18 protein-coding genes are annotated in these 18,597 nt (G+C 68.3%); 17 read left to right on the forward strand and 1 reads right to left on the reverse strand.

Translation table 11 applies throughout. From position 1 onward, the window contains the following. Positions 1-503: 503 nt before the first annotated feature. Complete coding sequence (locus tag AB0M62_RS30670; RefSeq protein ID WP_366077596.1) at positions 504-686, reverse strand: hypothetical protein; 183 nt, start codon at positions 684-686, stop codon at positions 504-506. A gap of 781 nt (positions 687-1,467) precedes the next feature. On the opposite strand from AB0M62_RS30670, the gene AB0M62_RS30675 reads away from it, so the two are divergent. The 17 genes from AB0M62_RS30675 to AB0M62_RS30755 all read left to right on the forward strand — a co-directional run bounded on the left by AB0M62_RS30675 (position 1,468) and on the right by AB0M62_RS30755 (position 18,555). After that, positions 1,468-1,878: a hypothetical protein gene (locus tag AB0M62_RS30675; protein WP_366077597.1), complete on the forward strand. Its 411-nt coding sequence runs from the start codon at positions 1,468-1,470 to the stop codon at positions 1,876-1,878. Between the two features lie 686 nt (positions 1,879-2,564). Beyond that, positions 2,565-3,560, forward strand: a complete 996-nt coding sequence (locus AB0M62_RS30680; protein WP_366077598.1) for an amino acid--tRNA ligase-related protein — start codon at positions 2,565-2,567, stop codon at positions 3,558-3,560. Further along, the gene (locus AB0M62_RS30685) at positions 3,544-5,064 is read left to right on the forward strand and encodes a class I adenylate-forming enzyme family protein (RefSeq protein ID WP_366077634.1); all 1,521 of its coding nucleotides are present in this window, start codon (positions 3,544-3,546) and stop codon (positions 5,062-5,064) included. Before AB0M62_RS30680 ends, AB0M62_RS30685 begins: the two co-directional genes overlap by 17 nt. Continuing rightward, positions 5,061-5,747 carry a hypothetical protein gene (locus AB0M62_RS30690; RefSeq protein ID WP_366077599.1) on the forward strand — a complete coding sequence of 229 codons (687 nt, stop codon included), beginning with the start codon at positions 5,061-5,063 and terminating at the stop codon, positions 5,745-5,747. The genes AB0M62_RS30685 and AB0M62_RS30690 overlap by 4 nt, the downstream gene beginning before the upstream one ends. A gap of 1 nt (position 5,748) precedes the next feature. After that, a complete protein-coding gene (locus AB0M62_RS30695; RefSeq protein ID WP_366077600.1) occupies positions 5,749-7,158 on the forward strand; it encodes an FAD-dependent oxidoreductase in 1,410 nt (469 codons plus the stop codon). A 98-nt stretch (positions 7,159-7,256) separates the two neighbouring features. Continuing rightward, positions 7,257-8,615 (forward strand): pentapeptide repeat-containing protein, encoded by a 1,359-nt coding sequence (locus AB0M62_RS30700; RefSeq protein ID WP_366077601.1) that lies wholly within the window; start codon positions 7,257-7,259, stop codon positions 8,613-8,615. After that, positions 8,612-9,319, forward strand: coding sequence for a PIG-L family deacetylase (locus AB0M62_RS30705; RefSeq protein ID WP_366077602.1), 708 nt, complete (start codon positions 8,612-8,614; stop codon positions 9,317-9,319). Before AB0M62_RS30700 ends, AB0M62_RS30705 begins: the two co-directional genes overlap by 4 nt. After that, the gene (locus tag AB0M62_RS30710; protein WP_366077603.1) at positions 9,303-10,625 is read left to right on the forward strand and encodes a UDP binding domain-containing protein; all 1,323 of its coding nucleotides are present in this window, start codon (positions 9,303-9,305) and stop codon (positions 10,623-10,625) included. The genes AB0M62_RS30705 and AB0M62_RS30710 overlap by 17 nt, the downstream gene beginning before the upstream one ends. Further along, a complete protein-coding gene (locus AB0M62_RS30715; RefSeq protein ID WP_366077604.1) occupies positions 10,625-11,788 on the forward strand; it encodes a hypothetical protein in 1,164 nt (387 codons plus the stop codon). Before AB0M62_RS30710 ends, AB0M62_RS30715 begins: the two co-directional genes overlap by 1 nt. Then, on the forward strand, positions 11,785-12,915 hold the full coding sequence (locus tag AB0M62_RS30720; RefSeq protein ID WP_366077605.1) for an aminotransferase class I/II-fold pyridoxal phosphate-dependent enzyme: 1,131 nt from the start codon (positions 11,785-11,787) through the stop codon (positions 12,913-12,915). Before AB0M62_RS30715 ends, AB0M62_RS30720 begins: the two co-directional genes overlap by 4 nt. Further along, positions 12,908-13,771 (forward strand): sugar phosphate isomerase/epimerase, encoded by an 864-nt coding sequence (locus AB0M62_RS30725; RefSeq protein ID WP_366077606.1) that lies wholly within the window; start codon positions 12,908-12,910, stop codon positions 13,769-13,771. Before AB0M62_RS30720 ends, AB0M62_RS30725 begins: the two co-directional genes overlap by 8 nt. Before the next feature lie 573 nt (positions 13,772-14,344). Next, a complete protein-coding gene (aspS, locus tag AB0M62_RS30730) occupies positions 14,345-15,649 on the forward strand; it encodes an aspartate--tRNA(Asn) ligase (protein ID WP_366077607.1) in 1,305 nt (434 codons plus the stop codon). A 53-nt stretch (positions 15,650-15,702) separates the two neighbouring features. Continuing rightward, the gene (locus AB0M62_RS30735; RefSeq protein WP_366077635.1) at positions 15,703-16,044 is read left to right on the forward strand and encodes a tyrosine-protein phosphatase; all 342 of its coding nucleotides are present in this window, start codon (positions 15,703-15,705) and stop codon (positions 16,042-16,044) included. A gap of 140 nt (positions 16,045-16,184) precedes the next feature. Continuing rightward, on the forward strand, positions 16,185-16,400 hold the full coding sequence (locus AB0M62_RS30740) for a DUF1877 family protein (protein WP_366077608.1): 216 nt from the start codon (positions 16,185-16,187) through the stop codon (positions 16,398-16,400). 214 nt (positions 16,401-16,614) lie between these two features. Continuing rightward, positions 16,615-17,100 carry a DUF2975 domain-containing protein gene (locus tag AB0M62_RS30745; RefSeq protein ID WP_366077609.1) on the forward strand — a complete coding sequence of 162 codons (486 nt, stop codon included), beginning with the start codon at positions 16,615-16,617 and terminating at the stop codon, positions 17,098-17,100. Further along, positions 17,100-17,321, forward strand: coding sequence for a helix-turn-helix transcriptional regulator (locus AB0M62_RS30750; protein ID WP_010981499.1), 222 nt, complete (start codon positions 17,100-17,102; stop codon positions 17,319-17,321). Before AB0M62_RS30745 ends, AB0M62_RS30750 begins: the two co-directional genes overlap by 1 nt. A gap of 121 nt (positions 17,322-17,442) precedes the next feature. Continuing rightward, positions 17,443-18,555, forward strand: coding sequence for an ISAs1 family transposase (locus tag AB0M62_RS30755; RefSeq protein ID WP_366077610.1), 1,113 nt, complete (start codon positions 17,443-17,445; stop codon positions 18,553-18,555). Positions 18,556-18,597: the final 42 nt, after the last annotated feature.

Below are 18,597 nucleotides of genomic sequence, written 5' to 3' on the forward strand. Positions count from 1 at the left end.
CCGATCCGGCGACGGACGAAACCGCCCCGCACCCACCAGAGCGATGGTGGCGGGCATCGGAACGTCCAGGCCGAATCGGGCACCCGGGGGCGTGAGGGACTCCGCCGGACACGTAACGGAACCAGCCCCCAGAGGGCGGCGACCGGCCGTGTGGTCACAGCGGGGAACCAGCGTGTCCAACACCGTTCGGGGCACGCGGCTGAGCATGGGTCCTGGCAACAGGACTCACTCCCGCTCAGTTTTTAGGGACGGTTCGCTTTCGCCCTTCAAAGGGACCTGTACGGTGCCGAAGCGCTGTACCAGACGGCGGGTCAGGTCCAAGGCGTCACGTTCCTCGCCTGCGCGATCGTGTTCATCATCTTCGAAGTAGTCAGCGACTGACCGTCGGCGCCGCTGCGGGTCGGGACTGGCCGGTGGTGCCACTGTGGGCCGCCGGTCGGTGTGACGAGCACGCGATCTCGCTACGACCTTCTCCGTGCGGGCCTGGGCAGACATCCGGGTGATCAGGAGGCGGAATTGGCGAGCAGCACAAGTGGCAGGCGTACCGCAGCGGTCTGTGGTGCGAGGACGTGCAGGAGGCCCGCGGCGATGCCCTCCGCGCTCTGCTGCTGTCCGCCCCGCCGCCGCTCCCGGGCTGCCTGGCCCGGCTGCGCCTGCGTGCCGCGCACATGACGGGCGAGTGCCATCTCGCAGAACTGGATGTGAACAGTTCGGTCCGCTTTCAACGGTGCCGCTTTCGAGGTTCCTTGCCCGGACGGCACGCGCCTCGAAGCACTGGAACTCACGGAGTGCGAGCTGACGGGAATGAGCCTGCTCGGAGCCAGTACCGCGCGGGAGTGCGAGATCTGCGCCTGTACCGTGACGGCACACTGGACCTGCGCTCGCCCAGCGTTGGGAACTGGATGTCCCTGAAGGACACGACCGTCCGGGTGCCCAGCGGACAAGCCGGGATCGACTCCCAGTCCGTGGCCGTCGACGAGGACCTTGGGGCTTCGGCGTCGGGTCTGGACTGCGCGGGACCGATCTACTCGAACAACGCCCGGATCCCGGACACTCCCGGGTTCCGCGGGGCGGGCATCGGCAGCCCGCGCACCGGCGCCATCCAGGGGGAAGGATCGGGCGGACCATCTCCCGGCTGTCCGGCGAGCACCGCTCAACCCCCGTTGCGAACGCCATTGCCGCAACTACCTGGCGTTTTCGGGGAATCGCTGCAGCCCTGTGCTGCTACAAACGCCTTAGCGTTCCACTGTATAGGACACGGCTTAGGTCTGATCACATCAAACTCTTCTGCCCCGCAAAGAAACTTCGGTTTCATGCCCTGCGGCAAGCCGGCCTATTGACCGTCAACTTTTATAGACAGCAAGGGCGTAGCGGGTTAGCTTGTATCTGCTGCGCCGAGGGGGCTGTCTGCGCGGTGATGAAATGTCGAGAAACTGATTAGGTATCAGATGTCAGGGGGTGGGTGCAGTGTCGGAATGGGAGTGGTCCCAGCGGCTCGAGCGAAAACTGCAAGAGAGCGAGTTCCTCAAGGAGAATAAGCTCGGGGCGAAGATCGGTGAAACCGTTGGTGCGACGGCAGGAGTGGCAGCCGTGGCCTGCGGGGCCCTTTATGCCGGTTCGGCGGTCGCAGCCTCCGCCAGTGCTGCGGCCACGAGTCACGCTGCAGCCATGGCTGTGGCAACACCTGCTGTCGCCGCCGCTTCGGAGAGGGCTTATCGGGCTGGCTTCTGGGTCGGCAAGCAGGCGGCGAGTCGCGGTCTCAAGAACACCGCCAAGGCTGCATTCACGCTCGGTCGTTTCGGCGGGGCGTACATCGGTGCAACAAATCAGGCGGTTCTGCGTGAGCTTGGCGAAGAATTGCGTGACTTGTTTGACTGAGCGTCCTCCGTAATTCCGGGGAGCGATGGTCTTTTCTGGAGTCGTCCCGGTGATTACCTGCGTATCGGGTAGTCATATAAGCGCCTGTCTCAGTCGAGGGCGTTTACTTTTCGGTATGCGGTCGGGCTGTGCACTTGGCCGCCGGGGCGGACGTCACGGTGCGGCTCGACGGGGGAGCGTCGGCGCGTTCGCAGTGACGGTAGTAGGGCACAGCGTGGTGGATTCGGCTGCCAGGGAGGGCGGAGCCACCGCGAAGCGCCCCCGCCCCTCCCCCGCAATTAGCTGTCGCCGCAGGTGGTCACCCGCGGGTGGCTGGTGTTCCGTCCCCCTCGCGGTAGGCCGAAGGCGTGGCCGGGATCCCGGCCACGCTCGCTCCCGACGAACTCGGTGACTGCCTCTGGACTCAGGTGCCAGCGCGGCACCGCTTCCATGAGGGTGTGGCGGAGCAGTGTTGTGACTGTTCGATCTTGCTGTGGTCCTAGGGTTCTGTGTCTTGTCTGAGAACAGGGAGCGGATCTGGCGTCGGCTTGGGCGCCGTTTCTGTGGCTGGCCGGTAGTTCGCGGCCGCTGGCAAAGGACTCCAGATGCACTTCGCAGAATGAGTCGGCATCCGGAACGGCCTGCCGGCCCATGCTGCGCAACAACATGCCGCGGGGCGTCGTCTGTGCCGTCAGGGAGGCTCTGAAATGCCGTCGGTGAACGGGAGCGACCGCGAGGACACGCCGGTCGACCACGAGTCGGTGGGGGCGCAGTTCGCGCACCTGCTGAGCGAACGCACTAGGGAAAATCTCCGCAAGCGGCACGCGATCCGCGCTGCCGCACATCAGCAACTGCAGACCGAGGGCTTTGGTGAGTTCGACACGCCAGTGCTCGGTCGGTGGGTGAACGAGTACAGGGTCGGCAACATCAGCGCGACGACCTCCACCGGCGAGCATCTGTGGTTGGCGCAGTCGCCGCAGGTGTATAAGCAGATGTTGATCGCCGGGGGGTACCAGCGGTACTACCAGTTCGCCCACTGCTTCCGGCAGGAGGTGCGCGAGCCGGGAACGAAGGATTCTCTGCGCGAGTTCGTCCAGTTGGACATCGAGATGGAGACGGGCGATTTGGAGGCCGTGATTGCGGTCACGGAACGGCTCATCACCCGGGTCTGCACCGCAATGGACCTGCCGTGTCCAGATGCGCCGTTTCCGCGGATGCAGGCGAGGGAAGCCGTCAGCCGGTACGGCACCGACCGCCCTGATCTTCGGACTCGGCCCGACGAGATCTCGATGCTCCTACTCGTCGACTTCCCGCTGGCCGAGCGCGACGATGAGGGGGCGATCAAGCTCACCCGGCATCCTATGGCGCTGCCCCGGCGGACGCCCGACAGCCCGCGAGACATGCTCAACATCGACACGTGGACGTTCGACCTGGTGATGAACGGGATGGAACTGGCCAGTGGCGGGCTTCGCATCAACGACGCCGCGTTGCAGCGGCACGTGCTGACGGTGGCCGGCATCGATCTCGCCTCGTTCGAGGACCTGCTGCACGTGCTCGAGGACTGCCCGCCGCACGGCGGGCTCGGCCTGGGCCTGGACCGGCTCTGCATGCAGTTGCTCGGTGCGGACTCGGTCGCCGAGGTCACTGGATTCCCGTTCAGGTTTGGGTACTGGAGCAGGAGCGGCAATGTTGCGGTTTCCTGATCGACTCGACCAGCTCGTCGTCACCGCGGCCGAGAACTGGCCCGACGCCACGGCCCTCGTCGGTCAGGACGGGGAGTCGCTGACGTATCGCGACCTCAGCGCCCGGGCGCATGCGGTGGCGGATGATCTGCTCAGGTGCGGGGTGGAGCGCGGATCGGCCGTGCTCGTCGCGGTGGGCAACGCCCCGGCCGACGTTGCGGCGCAGGTGGGCGTATGGCTGTGCGGCGCGGTCGCGGTGCCGGTACACAGATCATCGCCCCCACTCGTGGTCGAGGATGTCGCCACTCGCACCGCGGCCTGCGCCCTGGTGGACAACCTGCGGTCCGAGTGGTTCCCCGACGGCGAAGTGGACACGCCTGAGCACGGCGTGCGCCGGTTACAGCAGGCCGGATCCGCGCACCCCGCGGAGCTGGATGAGGATCAGGCTCTGGTGATCTTCACGTCCGGCTCGACGGGGCGACCCAAGGGGGTCGTGCTGTCGCATCGGGCTTTCTGCCGCAAGCTCGAGGCGATCGACAGTGTCTTGGCGTTCGCGCCGGGTACCTCCCTGCTCCAGGTTCTCCACCTGCACTTCAGCTTCGGTCAGTGGACGACGCTGCTGACGCTGGCGACCGGCGGCACCGTCCACCTGGTGCCCCGTTTCACCGTCGCGGGCATGACCGAGGCACTCGCACGGTTTGGCATCCATCGCACGGCGGTGGTGCCCACGATGCTGCGCAAGCTCCTAGCGGAATCGGACGAGTCCGCCTTGATGCGCCTGCGCGCTGTGGGAGCACCCCGGCTGTGGATCGCGGGCGGCGAACCCCTGGCTGCCGGTCTCGGGCTGGGGCTGACGGACCTTCTGCCGCATGCCCGGATCACGGACGTCTTCGGGCTGAGCGAGACGTGTACCTCCGACTTCATCGTCGCACCCGAGGCGTACCGTGAGCTGGCCGGCAGCATTGGGTTCCCGTCTGCCGGCGTTGCAGCGAAGGTGGTGGGCGACGACGGGCGCGACGCACCTGCGGGGGAGGTCGCCGAGCTGTGGATCCGTACGCCGTTTCGGATGACGGGCTACCTGGGCGATCCGGCCGCGACAGCGGCGGCGACGGCAGGTGAGTGGTTTCGAACCGGCGATCTCGCACGACGTGGCGATGACGGGCGGTTCGTGCTCGCGGGGCGGGCGAAGAACATCATCAGCCGCGGCGGGAACAAGATTTCCCCGCTGGAGGTCGAGGGCGTCTATGCCGGGCATCCGGCCTGCGCCGCGGTCGTGGCCACCGGCGTGCCCGACGATCTGCTCGGCGAGCGGACGGTACTGCTGGTAACGCTCCGTCACGACGCGCGCGTGGACGGGGCCGCCTTGCGTGAGTGGGGGCGACAGCAGATGGACCGGTTCAAGCTCCCCGACGAGGTGCACGTCATCGATGAGCTGCCGTTGGGCCCGACCGGGAAGGTGGATCGGGTCGGCGTCCAGCGAATGGCGCGCGAGCGCGGCCTGAAGCGAACGAGGCAGCAGTCATGACACCTCCGCACGGCGTCGCACCGCGCCCGGTGCTGTTGCTCGACGTCGGCGGTGTCCTGCTGCTGCCGGCCGCGTCCGAGGTCGTCGAGGCGCTGGAGGCCTGGGGCGCCTCCCTGCCGGAGGTCGATGACGCGACACTGCACTACGAGGCGGTCTCTGCCTTCGACTGCTCGGGCGACATCCTCGACTACCGGCGCGCGTACGGGCGGGGTCTCGGCCTGCGCGGGGCCGCGCTCCAGAGTGCCGTCTCGGCGCATGAAGTCTGGCGGCGTCCGTGGTCGATCGCGATACCGTCGGCGGTGGAGAAGCTGCGCTGGCTGGTCCAGGACGGCGGAGTCGACGTCGCCATCGTGTCCGATTCCGACGGCACGGTCGCGCGTCAACTCGTCGACACAAAGGTGTGCCAGGTGGGGACGGGGCCACTGCCCGCGGTGCTGGCAGTGTGCGACTCGACGCTAGTGGGGGCGACGAAGCCGAGCCGCCTGATCTTCGACGCCGCGAGGCGGGCGGTGGGTGAGTCGCGGCGCATCCTCGGTCATGTCGGGGACAGCCTGCGGTGCGACGTTCGCGGAGCGTACGGCGCGGACCTGACGCCGATCCACATCGATCCGCTCGGCAGCTGCCCAGAGCGTGACCACCGGCACGCGGCGGGTCTGGCCGACCTGAGTTCTGGGCTGGCCTGACATGGCCGACGTGCTGGTCCTCGGGGGTGGGATCGCCGGTCTGTCAGCGGCGCTCTTCCTGGCCCGCAGCGGACACTACGTGCAGCTGATCGAGGCGGACGCGGCGTCGGCGCCGGTGAACCCGGATTACACGTTGCGCGGCTGGCCGCGGCAGGGAGTCGCCCAGTTCGGGCACGGCCACGCGATCCACGCACTAGCACGTCGTACGCTCCGACAATGCGCGCCCGATGTGCTGCGGACGCTGGCGGCCGCCGGTGCGGGCGAGCGCGACTTCGGCACGCACATCCCCCCGGCGGAGCGCGAGCCGGAAGACGACGAACTGGTGGCGATCCTCGTCCGGCGCTCGGTCTTCGAGTGGGCGCTGCGCCGTGCGGTGGAGGTCGAGGACCACATCGACATCGCCGCCGGTAGGCGCGGCGTCGGCCTCGTGGCTTGTGACGGCCGGCGTGTTCCCGGCGTGGCGGGCGTGGGGACGGGCGACGGCGGGACCTTCCGGGCCCCCTGGGTGGTGGACGCCACGGGCCGGAAGTCGAGGGTCACGGCCTGGTCGGTGGAACTTGGCGCCGCCGCTGCGGAGGTGTCGTGGCTGTACTCCGGAACCCGATACTACGCCCGCCACTTCCGGTTCACGGGGGCTGCGCGACCACCGGCGAGCGAGTGGCACTTCGGGCCCGCGGGTGATCTGGGCTACCTGCGGTTCTCCGTACTGGAGGAGGACCGCGACTCCTTCGTCGTCACCCTCAATATCGCGCCCACAGACCAAGAGCTGCGCGTCCTGCGTGACGCCGAGGCCTGGACCCGGGCCGCGTCTTGCATGCCGGTGCTGGGCGAGTGGCTGGCCCTGGCCGAACCGATCTCCGACGTGTACGTGATCGGCGGTCTGAGCAACACCTTCGTCCGCCACGGGCCGACTACCGCCGTCGGCGGCGTGATCCCGATCGGTGACGCACTGTGCCACACCAATCCGACACATGGCTGGGGCGTGTCGATGGCGTTGCACCACGCCCGCCTCATAGCCGAGGCACTGAACCGTGGCCAGGCACCAACCCCGGCCGGCACCGCCGACATTGTCGCGACGCTGTCGCGGTTTTCGCTGCCGTATTACCAGGCAGCCGCGGCCGAGGACACCGAGCGTGCCCGGCTCGCGGCGGGGGAGGACCGTGACGTCACGAACCTCGACAACCCTCTCTTCATCCGCAAGGTGGCCTACGCACAGGCCGCCAAGGACACGAAGCTCTACCGGGCGGTCCAGCGTCGCATTCACCTCTTCGACGATCCGACCGTCCTCGCCCGTGACCGGGACCTGCTGACGTACGCCGCCCAGCTGGCGCCGACGGCAGTCCTCACGTCAGGGCCGAGCCGGCCCGAACTGCTCGACCGGCTCACCTCGACCCGCTTGGCAGGCAACTGACGTTGACTGGTGTTACGACGCCAAGGAGCGCAATGTTGACAGAGCATACGAATCTGTTGAAACGGCTGTCGGGATCTCAGCCGAATGAACGTGCCCTGGTGCTCGAGGAACTCTCCGAGTGCACCCAACGACTCGTCGCGTCCACCGGCCGAGGGCTGGATCTGAGCGAGGCCGACCTCAGCGGTCTCAATCTCGCCGGTGCCAACCTGCGGCGGGCCACGCTCAGCCGGGCGAGCCTGCACAGCACCAACCTGCGCGACGCCGATCTCAGCGAGATCACGATGGTGTGCCCGGGCATGGAGCGTACGGACCTGCGCGGGGCCAACCTCGAATCGGCCTACGTCCACGCCCTCGCCGCACAGACATGCAACTTCGACGACGCCAACCTCTCCCGGCTGCGCGATGCGACCGGAACGCTGTTCCACGGCTGCAGCATGCGCGGCGTACTGCTGTCCAGCGCGCAGCTCGCCGGCTCCTCCTTCTACCAGTGCGACCTGAGCGGGGGACGGTTCAGTGGCGCGAACCTGCAAGGCTGCCTCATCAACGAGTGCCTGCTCATCGACGCGAGTCTGGAGCAGGCGCTGCTGGACCAGTTGTCGATCGTGAAGTCGGATCTGAGCGGAGCCTCCCTCGAAGGCGCCTCCGGGCAGGGACTATGCCTGCAGCGCCTCACCGGAGCCCGGGCGCTGCGGCTCGACGCGGCGGTGCTGCCCCGGCTGCGGCTCGACCAGGTCCGCGGCGACAGCTGGACGGCCGACTCGATGCACGTCATCGGCGCGGACTTCACCGACGTGACGGTGCTGGGCATCAACCTCGACAACGCGGATCTTTCGAACACGACGTGGCGGACATGCGTGCTCTCCGATGCTCGCCTGCGCTCGGCCACGCTGTCGAACGCCAAGATTGTGTCGTGCTCTCTGCGAGGGCTGGACGCAGAGGGAGCGCACGCGGAGAACCTGCACATCGTCGAGTCGGATCTCTCGGGATCGGCGATGGCGGGCCTGACCGGCCGGTGTCTCGTCGCGCGAGACGTCAACATGCAGGACTGCGATCTGCGGCAGGCCAACCTGTACCGCGCGATGATCACGGGAGATCCGCCGAGGGCGATGAACCTGCGCGGGGCGAACCTCGTCAACGCGGTCCTGGTCCAGGCGTACGTGGCGGCCGACCTGCGTGATGCCGACCTGACCGGGGCCAACTGCGCCTACAGCAGGTTCTCCCAGTCCGACCTGACCAAGGCCCACCTCGATGGCGCCAACATGTACCAGTCGACCTGGGTCAAGGTCGCCATGCAGGGCGCTTCAGTGCGAGGGGTGCGAGCCCCCGTCTTCGTCGACCGGTGCGCCGGCCTCGCCGAAGCCGTGGCCGGCACCGGGGACAGCGCCAGCGACGAGTTCGCGGCCTACCTGGCGAGCTTCGGAGCTGTCCTGGCGAACGCTCGCAAGGGATCGACATGACCCGTGTGCTGGTCCTCGCTGCCCATCCCGACGATGCGGAACTGGCTGTGGGCGGCTCCATAGCCCGGTGGTCGGACAGCGGAATCGACGTCACGGTGGCGTTCTTCTCGGCGTCGGAGTCACGTCCCGCGCTGGTGGGGCGCCGCGTCGCCGCCGCTGAGGAGGCCGCAACCATCCTCGGGCACCGGCTGCAATGGCTGGCCGATCCGGCGATCCGACAGGTGGAGCAGGTCGCCGAGTTTGAGGTGGTCGAACTCATCGACAAGACCGTCGCCGCGCTGAATCCGGATGTCGTCATCGGGCACTGGCCCGGGGACTCGCACGGCGACCACGTCCGGATGGCCCGGGCAACGTCGGCCTCCAGCAGGCGTTGGCCGACAACAGCCCTGCTGCAGTTCGGCCCGAACGAGCACCGGGTGCTCAACTACCTGACCTTCGTCCCGAACATCTTCCTGCCCATTGCGGGCCACGAGCAGCGCAAGAAGGCGGCGCTGCGCGCGTACAGCTACGACGGACAGGGCTTTCGTGATCTCGACCTCGACGGTGCACACGTACGCAATGCGGCCCTGGGATCCCTGTGCGGCCTGGCCGCGGCCGAGGGTCTGTACCTCGCGCGGTGCGTCGGAGGCTCGCATACCGCGAACGCACTCGCGCAACTACTCGGCACCGAGCCGTCCGGAGGCGAACGTGAGCACAACATCTGAGGAGACCGACTACGGGCAACTGCTGGGCGATCGCCGGATCCGGCTGGCCGTGTGGGGCCTGGGATACATCGGCTGGTCGACCGTGGAAGCCTTCGCCGCCAAGGGGGTGCAGATCGCGGGCTACGATCCCGACCCGGAGCGAATAGCCCAGCGCAGGGCGACGGAGCCCGCGCTGGACGTGGCGATATCGAGCGACAGTCAAACGGTACTCAGTTCGAGCTGCAGGGTGCACATGATCGCGGTGCCGACCGAGCGGGACGGGGCGCCGTATCAGGAGTCGCTGCGGGAGGTCTTCGAGGAGCTGGCAGCCGCCATCGCCCACGGCGAGCTCAGGGGCCGCTGCCCGATCGTCATCGTCGAGTCCACCTTGACGCCGGGTACCACCGGCCAGCTGATCGTGCCGATCCTGCGGTTACACGGACTGGAGGTCGGCCGTGATCTCGGCCTGGCTCTCGCCCCGCGCCGGGACTGGTTCCTCGCCGAGGGGCACGGCATGCGGGAGCTGGATCGCATCTACGCCGGCTACGACCAGTTCTCCAGCCGCTCGGCGGCGAGCATCCTCGAACTCGTCAACGACACTCTGCACCAGGCACCGGGACACCTCGAGGGCGAGCTGGTCAAGTGCGTGGAGAACGCGTACCGGCACATGGACATCAGCCTGGCCAACCAGCTGACCCTCGCCTTCCCCGACATCAATATGGTGGAAGTGCTCAGGCTCGCGGGCACCAAGTGGAACGTCGGCACCTACCACCCGAGTTTCGGTACCGGTGGTTACTGCATCCCCCTGGCCAGCCGGTACCTTCTGCTCGGCGCGCCGCAGCCGAAGGAGCTGTCGCTGCTCGAGGCGGCTGTGGAGACCGACGAACGTATCCGCCGGCTCGTTGCGGAGGCGGCGAGCGGCGGCGGACCGGTGTTCGTCATGGGCATCGCGTACAAGGGCAACATCAAGGTCGACATCCTCAGCCCCGCACGCGCCATCGTGACCCGGCTCCTGGAGGCCGGCATCGAGACCACGGTCTGGGACCCGATGTACACCGCCGCGGAGATCGACGCGAAGCTGGGCGCCGCCGTGGCGGCGACCGACGTGCAGTCGCAGGTCGCGCGGGCCCGGACGGTGTTGATCGTCGCCGATCACCGCGAATTCCTCGGCGCCGACTGCGTCGACGCCCTCAACGCGCCCCGCGATGAGCGCCTGGTGATCCTCGACAACTATGGCGCGCTCCAGGCGGTGCCGTGGCGGGATCACGTCAGCTACTTCCGCGCGGGAAGCTCTGGTTGGCTCCGGTCGTACGCGGGAGGGAACTGATGGACGAGGCATGCTTGGCCGGTGCGCAGCAACTGCGTGACGCGGGCGCGACGGTCGGGGAGGGCGTACGGGCCTGGCTCGGCGAACTGATCGAGGTCGGTACCGATGTCGAAGTGGCAGACGGCGCCACCGTGGTCGCCGACCGGCTGCGGCTCGGCGACGGGGTGCGGATCGGCGCTGGATGCGACCTGCGGTCCGGCTCGATCGTCATCGGTGCGGGCACCGAGCTGCTCGCCGGTGCCGCGGTCCTGGTCGCCGATGCGTTCGAGATCGGTACCGCCGGTCGGATCGAGCAGCGTGTGAACATCACCTGCCGATCCTTCCGCGCCGGGAAACTGTTCTACTTCGGCCACGACTCCGCGGTTGGCTACGGCGGGACCAATGCCTCCACGGCGCACGTGCGCATCGGTGACCGGGTCGCGCTCGGCCCCCACAGCATCCTCAATGCCAACTTCCCGATCGAGCTCGCCGATCAGGTCGGGTCGGGCTGCAACCTCACCATGTGGACGCATGGTTTCCACTTCGGCCATCGCCTCCTCGACGGCTACTCGGCGGACTTCGCGCCGATCCGGGTCGACTCGAACGTGTGGCTGGGATTCCATGTCACGCTCCTGCCGGGCGTACACATCGAGGCCAACACCATCGTGGCGGCGGGGGCCGTCGTCGCCCGGAGCCTGCCGGCGGACGTGCTCGCCGGTGGTGTTCCCGCCAAGCCGATCAAGCCGCTGACGGCCAAGCCGGTCGACGCGGCGCAGGCCGCGCGACTCGTCGATCACCTGCTCGAACGCTGGTGCGAGGAACTGGCCTGGAAGGGCGTGCACTGGTCCCTGCGCGACGGTGGTGCAGTGGCCGTGGGTGACACCACTGTGAAGCGGTGGGAGCCGGGGGAGCCGGTACCGCCCCCCGAACCCGGTCGCACACTCGTACTGCTGACAGTGGACCAGGAGCCGCAGCTCGACGCGCCGCGGGAGGACACCGTCGTGCTCGGCCTGCGTGAGGGACGTTTGACCGGCCGGCTGACCGACGTCGCCCACGACCTGCGGGACTACCTGCGCCGTAACGCCCTGCCCTGCGGTGATGAGGAGACGTTCCGCGGCTTGCCCACCGGGCCGTTCGCCCGCCTGCAAAATCCCCGGCAGTCGACGTCCGGATTCCTGGTATGAGCGCCAGCATCTACAGCGAGATGTCGCAGTTGGCGGTCGATTGCGGGGCTGTCAACCTCGGACAGGGCTTTCCGGAGGAGCCAGGGCCGGTGCAGCTGATGGAGGCCGCGTGCGCGGCCATCCGGTCCGGTGCCAACCAGTATCCCCCCACCCTCGGGCTGCCCGCGCTCCGCGAGGCCGTCGCCGGTCACCAGGCGGCCTACTACGGCATCGAACTCGACCCCGCTCGCGAGATCGTGGTGACCGCCGGAGCGTCCGAGGGCATCACGGCCGCCCTGCTCGGCCTGCTCGAGCCCGGCGACGAGGTCCTGATCTTTGAGCCGTTCTACGATCTTTACCCCGCCGCGGTACGGCTCGCCCGCGGCGTTGCGGTGTTCGTGCCGTGGGAACCGGTCAGCGGCGGCCCCGATCTTGTCGCCGCCGCGGCAGCCGTGTCCCGCCGTACGAAGGCCGTGATCGTCAACACTCCGGGGAACCCGTCGGGCCGGGTCTGGGACGAATCACTCCTCGACCAGTTCGCCGGGTTTGCGGTCGAGCATGACCTGACCGTGATCTCTGACGAAGTGTACGAGCACATCGTGTTCGACGGGCACCGCCACCGGTGTGTCGCCTCCCGGCCCGGGATGGCGCCGCGGACGCTCACGGTCTCCTCGGCCGGCAAGTCGTTTTCCGTGACCGGGTGGAAAGTCGGGTGGGTGAGCGGCCCTGCCCGGATGGTCGATCGGGTGCACGAGGTGAAGCAGTACCTCTCGTTCGCCTTCGGCGCCCCGTTCCAGACCGCGGTGGCCGAGGGGTTGAGACTGGGGCCGGACTACTTCGCCGCATTGGCTGCCGACTACCAGCGGCGACGGGATCTCCTGCTGGGCGGTCTGCGCAGGTGCGGCTTCACCGCATCGGCACCGGAAGGGGGGTACTTCGTACTCGCCGACTGCGCGCCGCTGGGGTATCGCGATGCGCGTGAGTTCTGCCGGACGAGCCCCGTCCGGCTGGGCGTCGTGGGCATTCCCGCTGACGTCTACTTCCACCAGCGGGACGGTGACACGCTCGTGCGGTTCACGTTCGCCAAGTCCGCGGCGACGATCCAGGCCGGGATCGACCGGATGCAGGGAGCGGGTCCCCGTGCCTGATCAGCACGACGACGGCTTGCGCCTGGGGGCCTCGACCGGCTGCACGTACCACTTCGACGTCGTGACCGAGGAGTCCGTCGACCTGCTGCACGCGATGGGCGTGCGGGACGTCGAGATCTATCTGCAGTGCGAGGCGGAGCTCGACGAGCGATTCCTCCAGGATCTGGGTGCCCGGTGCGCCGGCCTCGGGCTCACCGTCACCTCTCTGCACCCGTACGTGTTCGGCTTCGAGAATCTGCTCTTCACGCCCTACCTTCGGCAACGCCGTTGGGCGACCCAGCAGTTCGAGCGGTATCTGCACGCAGCCAGGCTGCTGGGCGCACCGGCATACGTGTCCCACGGGCCGCCGCGTCACCTGGTGACCGAGGGCTCGGCGTTCGATTCCAACTACGTGCGCACCACCAGGCAGCTGATCGGCCTGGCCGAGACGTACGGAGTGCGGTACTGCCTGGAGAACGTCAGCTACGGCCTGGTGAGCACGCCCGACGACGTCGATCACCATCTCGTCGAATTCGGCTGCGCGCTGGGACTCGTGGTCGACGTCAAGTCGGCGTGGAAGGCCGGCTTTCGCCCCGCGGACTTCCTGCAACCGCGGCAGCTGGCGGCAGTGTCCCATCTCCAGCTCAGTTTCCGCAGCGAGGGTCGCTACGGTCTCGGCGTTAACGGCGAGATCGTCGACGCCGACGTCATCGACGCACTCAGGCTCTGCCTGCGTCGGCGACCGGCGCTCGTGCCTGTCCTGGAGATCGAGGCACGTCGCGCGCAGGAACTCGCCGACACTGTCCAGGCCACCCGAGATCTGCTTTCCCGGCTGGCGGCTGCGCCTGAACGCACCGACCAGCACCTGCATAGGTGAGGTTGGAGCCTGCCTGTGCCATATCGGACCCTCGGCCGCACCGGCGTGACGGTGAGCAGGCTCTGCATCGGCACGATGACGCTCAACTCGGAGCCCGCAGTCAGTGGCGACGCCGGTGCGCGCAGATCAACCACGAGGCGCTGGCGGCTGGACCACCTTCATCGATACGGCCGATGTTGCACGGAGACGGGAAGTCCGAACGCCCCTCTCGCGTGGCGTGGAGACCGTGGCGGTCGGCAGGGTGGTAACGTCGGGTACAACAGCGGTGACGGAGCCAAGTAGTGCCACGACCACCGGAGTTGGAGAGAGCCGCCAGCAGCTGCGAAGGCGGACTCCGGCCGGGGCATGAAGACCCTCCACGAGCTGCGGGGAAGAACGGCAGGCCAAGGCACTGCGGCTGTGGTGCCGACCGCTCAGTAGAACCCCGCCGTCACAACGGACTTCGGTCCGTGCCCACGTCAAGGGCGATGAGGCCCTGCTGCGGCTGGGTGAAGGTGTGGTGGTACCGCGAGGATCCCGCTCGCCCGCACCTCTCTGGGACACGCGTTGTGATCCCCGTAGGAGGTACCCACCATGCAACGCATCCTTTCCTCCCAACTCCACGGCCACCTCGGGCAGACGGTGCGGGCGGCTGGCTGGATTCACCGGCGCAGACTGCTCAAGTCGGTGGCCTTTCTGATCCTGCGCGACCGGGACGGGCTGGCCCAGATCGTGATCACCGAACCCCAGCAGCGGGAGCTCCTAGAATCCCTGCCGGAGGAGACCACCGTCTCGGTGGTGGCGACGGTGACCGCCAACCCGAGCGCCCCCGGCGGCATCGAGCTCACCGAGCCGCAGATCGAAGCGCTGACCGAGCCCGCGGTGGCGGCACCGTTCGACCTGTTCCGGCCGCAGCTGAGCGCGACTTTGCCCACGCTGCTGGACCATGCCCCCTTCGCGCTGCGCCATCCGCGCCGTTCCGCGGTGATCAAGATCGGGGCGGCAGCCGTGGCGGGATTCCGGACCGCGCTGACCGAGCAGTCCTTCGTCGAGATCCACACTCCGAAGATCGTGGGTACGGCGACTGAGAGCGGCGCCACCGTCTTCGGGCTGGACTACTTCGGCCGCCGGGCGTTCCTGGCCCAGTCGCCCCAGTTCTACAAGCAGATCATGGTCGGTGTCCTGGAGCGGGTCTTCGAGGTCGGACCGGTGTTCCGGGCCGAACCGCACGACACAGTGCGCCATTTGGCCGAGTACACCTCACTCGACGCCGAGATGGGATTCATCAGCGACGAGTACGAGGTCATGGCCGCCTGCCAGGGCGCGGTGGCCGGCATGCTCGAAGGCGTGGAGTCCCTTGCCGCGCAGTCGATGCAGATGCTCGAGGCCAAGATGCCCGCGTTGCCGGCTGAGATTCCCATCGTGCACTTCACCGACGTGCGCGAGATGTACACCAAGGCCACGGGCGAGGACATCACCTCCGAGCCGGATCTCGCCCCGGCGCACGAGCGCTGGTTGGGTGGGTGGGCGCTGCGCGAGCACGGCAGCGACTTCGTCTTCGTCACCGGCTTCCCCACAGCGCACCGGGCCTTCTACACCCACCCAGATCTGGCGCGTCCGGGGTTCTCGCGGGGCTTCGACCTCATCTTCCGCGGTCTGGAGCTGCTCAGCGGCTCGCAACGAATGCACCGGCACAGTGACTATGTCGCGGCGCTGGCGGCCCGGGGGCAGACCGACCTTGCCCCCTACGCGGGCTACCTCGACGCGATGGCGCACGGGATGCCGCCACACGGCGGCTTCGCCTTCGGCCTGGAACGCTTCCTCGGCCGGCTGCTGGACCTGCCCAACGTCCGGCTCGCCAGCAACTTCCCGCGCGACCTGAACCGAGTTACGCCGTAACCCCGGCGCGCCATACAGGCGGGCGTTGGGCATGGACACGTTCGTTCGAACGGCTGCATAACCTCCGTGATCTCGGCGGCCACCGTTCGGCCGACGGGAGCACCGCCCCGTGGCCGCGTCTCTACCGGTCGGTCTCGCTGGGCAAGTTGACTGAGAACGACCGGGTTATGTTCCTCGCGGATTCTCCAGGCGACTGGAGCATGTACCCGCCTCCTGGCGAAAGACGCCGTGCCCGCGCTGACCGTGGCCTCGCGCAGATGTGGCACCGGGTGCCCCCACGCCGGGGACATCCGGGGCCACTGCCATCACCGGGCCGGCTGTCCACCGCCTGCCGCGGGAAGCCCGCGCCCAGTGCTGCCCTCGCGACCTGTGTCGGCTGGTGGTGGGCGTGCTGATCGTCGTCATGCCCTGGTGCCGGTGGGATGCGCTGGGCAGCCGGGTCCGGTCCGTGTGAGCGTGTCCCTCCGGACGCTTGCGGGCCAGACCGCATGGCCTGGTGGGGGAGGGTGTCCGGCGTCGCCTGAGCGTCGGACGTGTGGTTCGGTGCACCGACGGGACGCTCACCTTCACCGGCGGCGCCTTCCCGCTGTCCCACGCGATCCGGGGAGGGCTGCTCCTCCACGAAGGCGACGACTGCATCGTCTCCCTCAAGGATCCGGCCCAGGTCCACGCCATCGCCACTGCACTCGCGCCACTGGACGAGGAATGGCTGCGGGCGCGCTTCGCCGCGCTCACATTCGAGACACACTGACTTGGCAGGGCTTCGGCGTAGTCGGGTGGCGTCCGATTTGTGTTCAAGTGAGGCCGACTTCGACAAGATCAAGACGGTTCGCGCAACCACCATGCCATGGGAGGCGGCGGCGTCCCGTCACGGTGCGAAACTGCCGCCCACCCTCCGTCCCAGTCCTTGTTTCATCTATCGAAATTCGATAGATTACCATCGCAACTCGATGGAAGGATGGGTCATGGGAAAGCTGACAGTGCGTGCGCTGCGGGTCGTGCTCGTGGTGGTGCTCGCCGGCACCGTGTTCGTACAGGCATTGATGGTGTGGGCGTTGGCCACCGACCCGGAGGACGGGTCGCTCCCGCTGACCCCGCTGCGCGTGATCACGATCCTGGGCATGGCGTCGGTCCAGGTCGCCCTGGTCTGCGTATGGCGGCTGGTGGCGATGGTGCGACGCGGAACCGTGTTCTCCCACGCCGCCTTCCGGTACGTGGACGGCGTGATCGGCGCGATCGTGGCGGCTGCCCTCGTGTGGTTCGCGGTCACGGCCATCAATGCGCCGGGCCAGCGGGACGACCCGGGCGTCACCGTCATCATGGGCGGGGTTGGCGTGGCCATTCTGGGGGTCGCGCTCATCGTGCTTGTGCTGCGGATGCTGCTCGCCCAGGCCGTCGCGCGCGACGTCGAAGCGGCGCAGATCCAGGCCGAGTTGGACGAGGTAATCTGATGCCGATCGCCGTCGACATCGACGTAATGCTGGCCAGGCGGAAGATGTCCGTGGGCGAGCTCGCGGACCGCGTAGGGATCACGCCCGCCAACCTGGCGGTACTCAAGAACGGCCGCGCCAAGGCGGTGCGCTTCGCGACGCTCGCCGCGCTCTGCGAGGTGCTCAAGTGCCAGCCGGGCGACCTGCTGCGCTGGGAGGCCGAGGACGCCGCAGGCGGATGACGTGCCCTTCCAAGATCATGGAGTTCTCGACGCCCCGTGATCCGAGTGGAAGACCGTGCCTGCCGACGCATCATCGCCGATCCCGCCTGCCTTTGACCAACTCCGCGATCATCCCGGGGCCGTGCCCGAGGAGATCCCGGGCCTGCTGGAGCGACTGGCCGAGGTGCCCGACCCTCGCGATCCGCGCGGCGTACGGCACGCTCTGGTCGTCGTGCTCGCGCTGACCGCGTGCGCGGTTCTGGCCGGAGCGACCTCCCTGCTGGCGGTGGGTGAGTGGATCACCGACGCCCCGCCGTCCGTCCTGGAGCGCCTTGGCGTACGGCCCGATCCGCTGTCCCCGAAGCGGTGCCTGCCAGCGGAGGCGAGGGTGCGGCAGCTGCTGGGCCGCATCGACGGCGACGCGCTGGACCGGGCGGTGGGCCGCTGGCTGGCCGACCGGCGCGCTGGGGCCGACGGTCAGCTGCACGCAGTAGCGGTCGACGGCAAGACCCTGCGCGGAGCGGCCAGGGCCACGGGCCGCAAGATCCATCTGCTCGCCGCCTGCGACCACCTCTCCGGCCTGGTCCTGGCCCAACTCGACGTAGGCGAGAAGACCAACGAAGTCACCTGCTTCCAGCCTCTGCTGGAGACCCTCGCTGACCTGGCGGGCATGGTCGTGACCAGCGACGCCATGCACACCCAGCGCGAGCACGCCAGCTACCTGCTCGGCCGAGGCGCGCACTACATCGTGATCGTGAAAAGGAACCAGAAGAAGCTCCACAAGCAGCTCAAGTCCCTTCCCTGGAAGCAGATCCCGCTGCAGGGCCGCACCCACGACACCGGCCACGGCCGCGGCGAGATCCGCCGCATCAAGGTGTGCACGGTGAACAGCTTGCTCTTTCCCGGCGCCCGCCAGGCCGTCCAGCTCAAGCGCCGCCGAGCGGACCGCAAGACCGGCAAGGTCAGCATCAAGACCGTCTACGCGGTCACCAGCCTCACTGCGGAACAGGCCACACCCGCCGAGCTCGCCCGGCTGATCCGCAGCCACTGGAAGATCGAAGCCCTGCACCACGTCCGAGACGTGACGTTCGCCGAGGACGCCTCCCAGCTGCGAACCGGATCCGCGCCCCGCGCCATGGCGACCTGGCGCAACCTCGCCATCGGCGCCCTTCGCCTCGCCGGGAAGAGCAGCATCGCCGCCGGCCTCCGGCACAATGCCCGCGACCGACCGCTCGCCCTCCTCGGACTCACATGATCACGAAACAGACGTCACGCGACTACGCCGAGGCCCTGACTG

The organism is Streptomyces sp. NPDC051219, from assembly GCF_040682335.1.
In the GTDB taxonomy this organism is placed as follows: domain Bacteria; phylum Actinomycetota; class Actinomycetes; order Streptomycetales; family Streptomycetaceae; genus Streptomyces.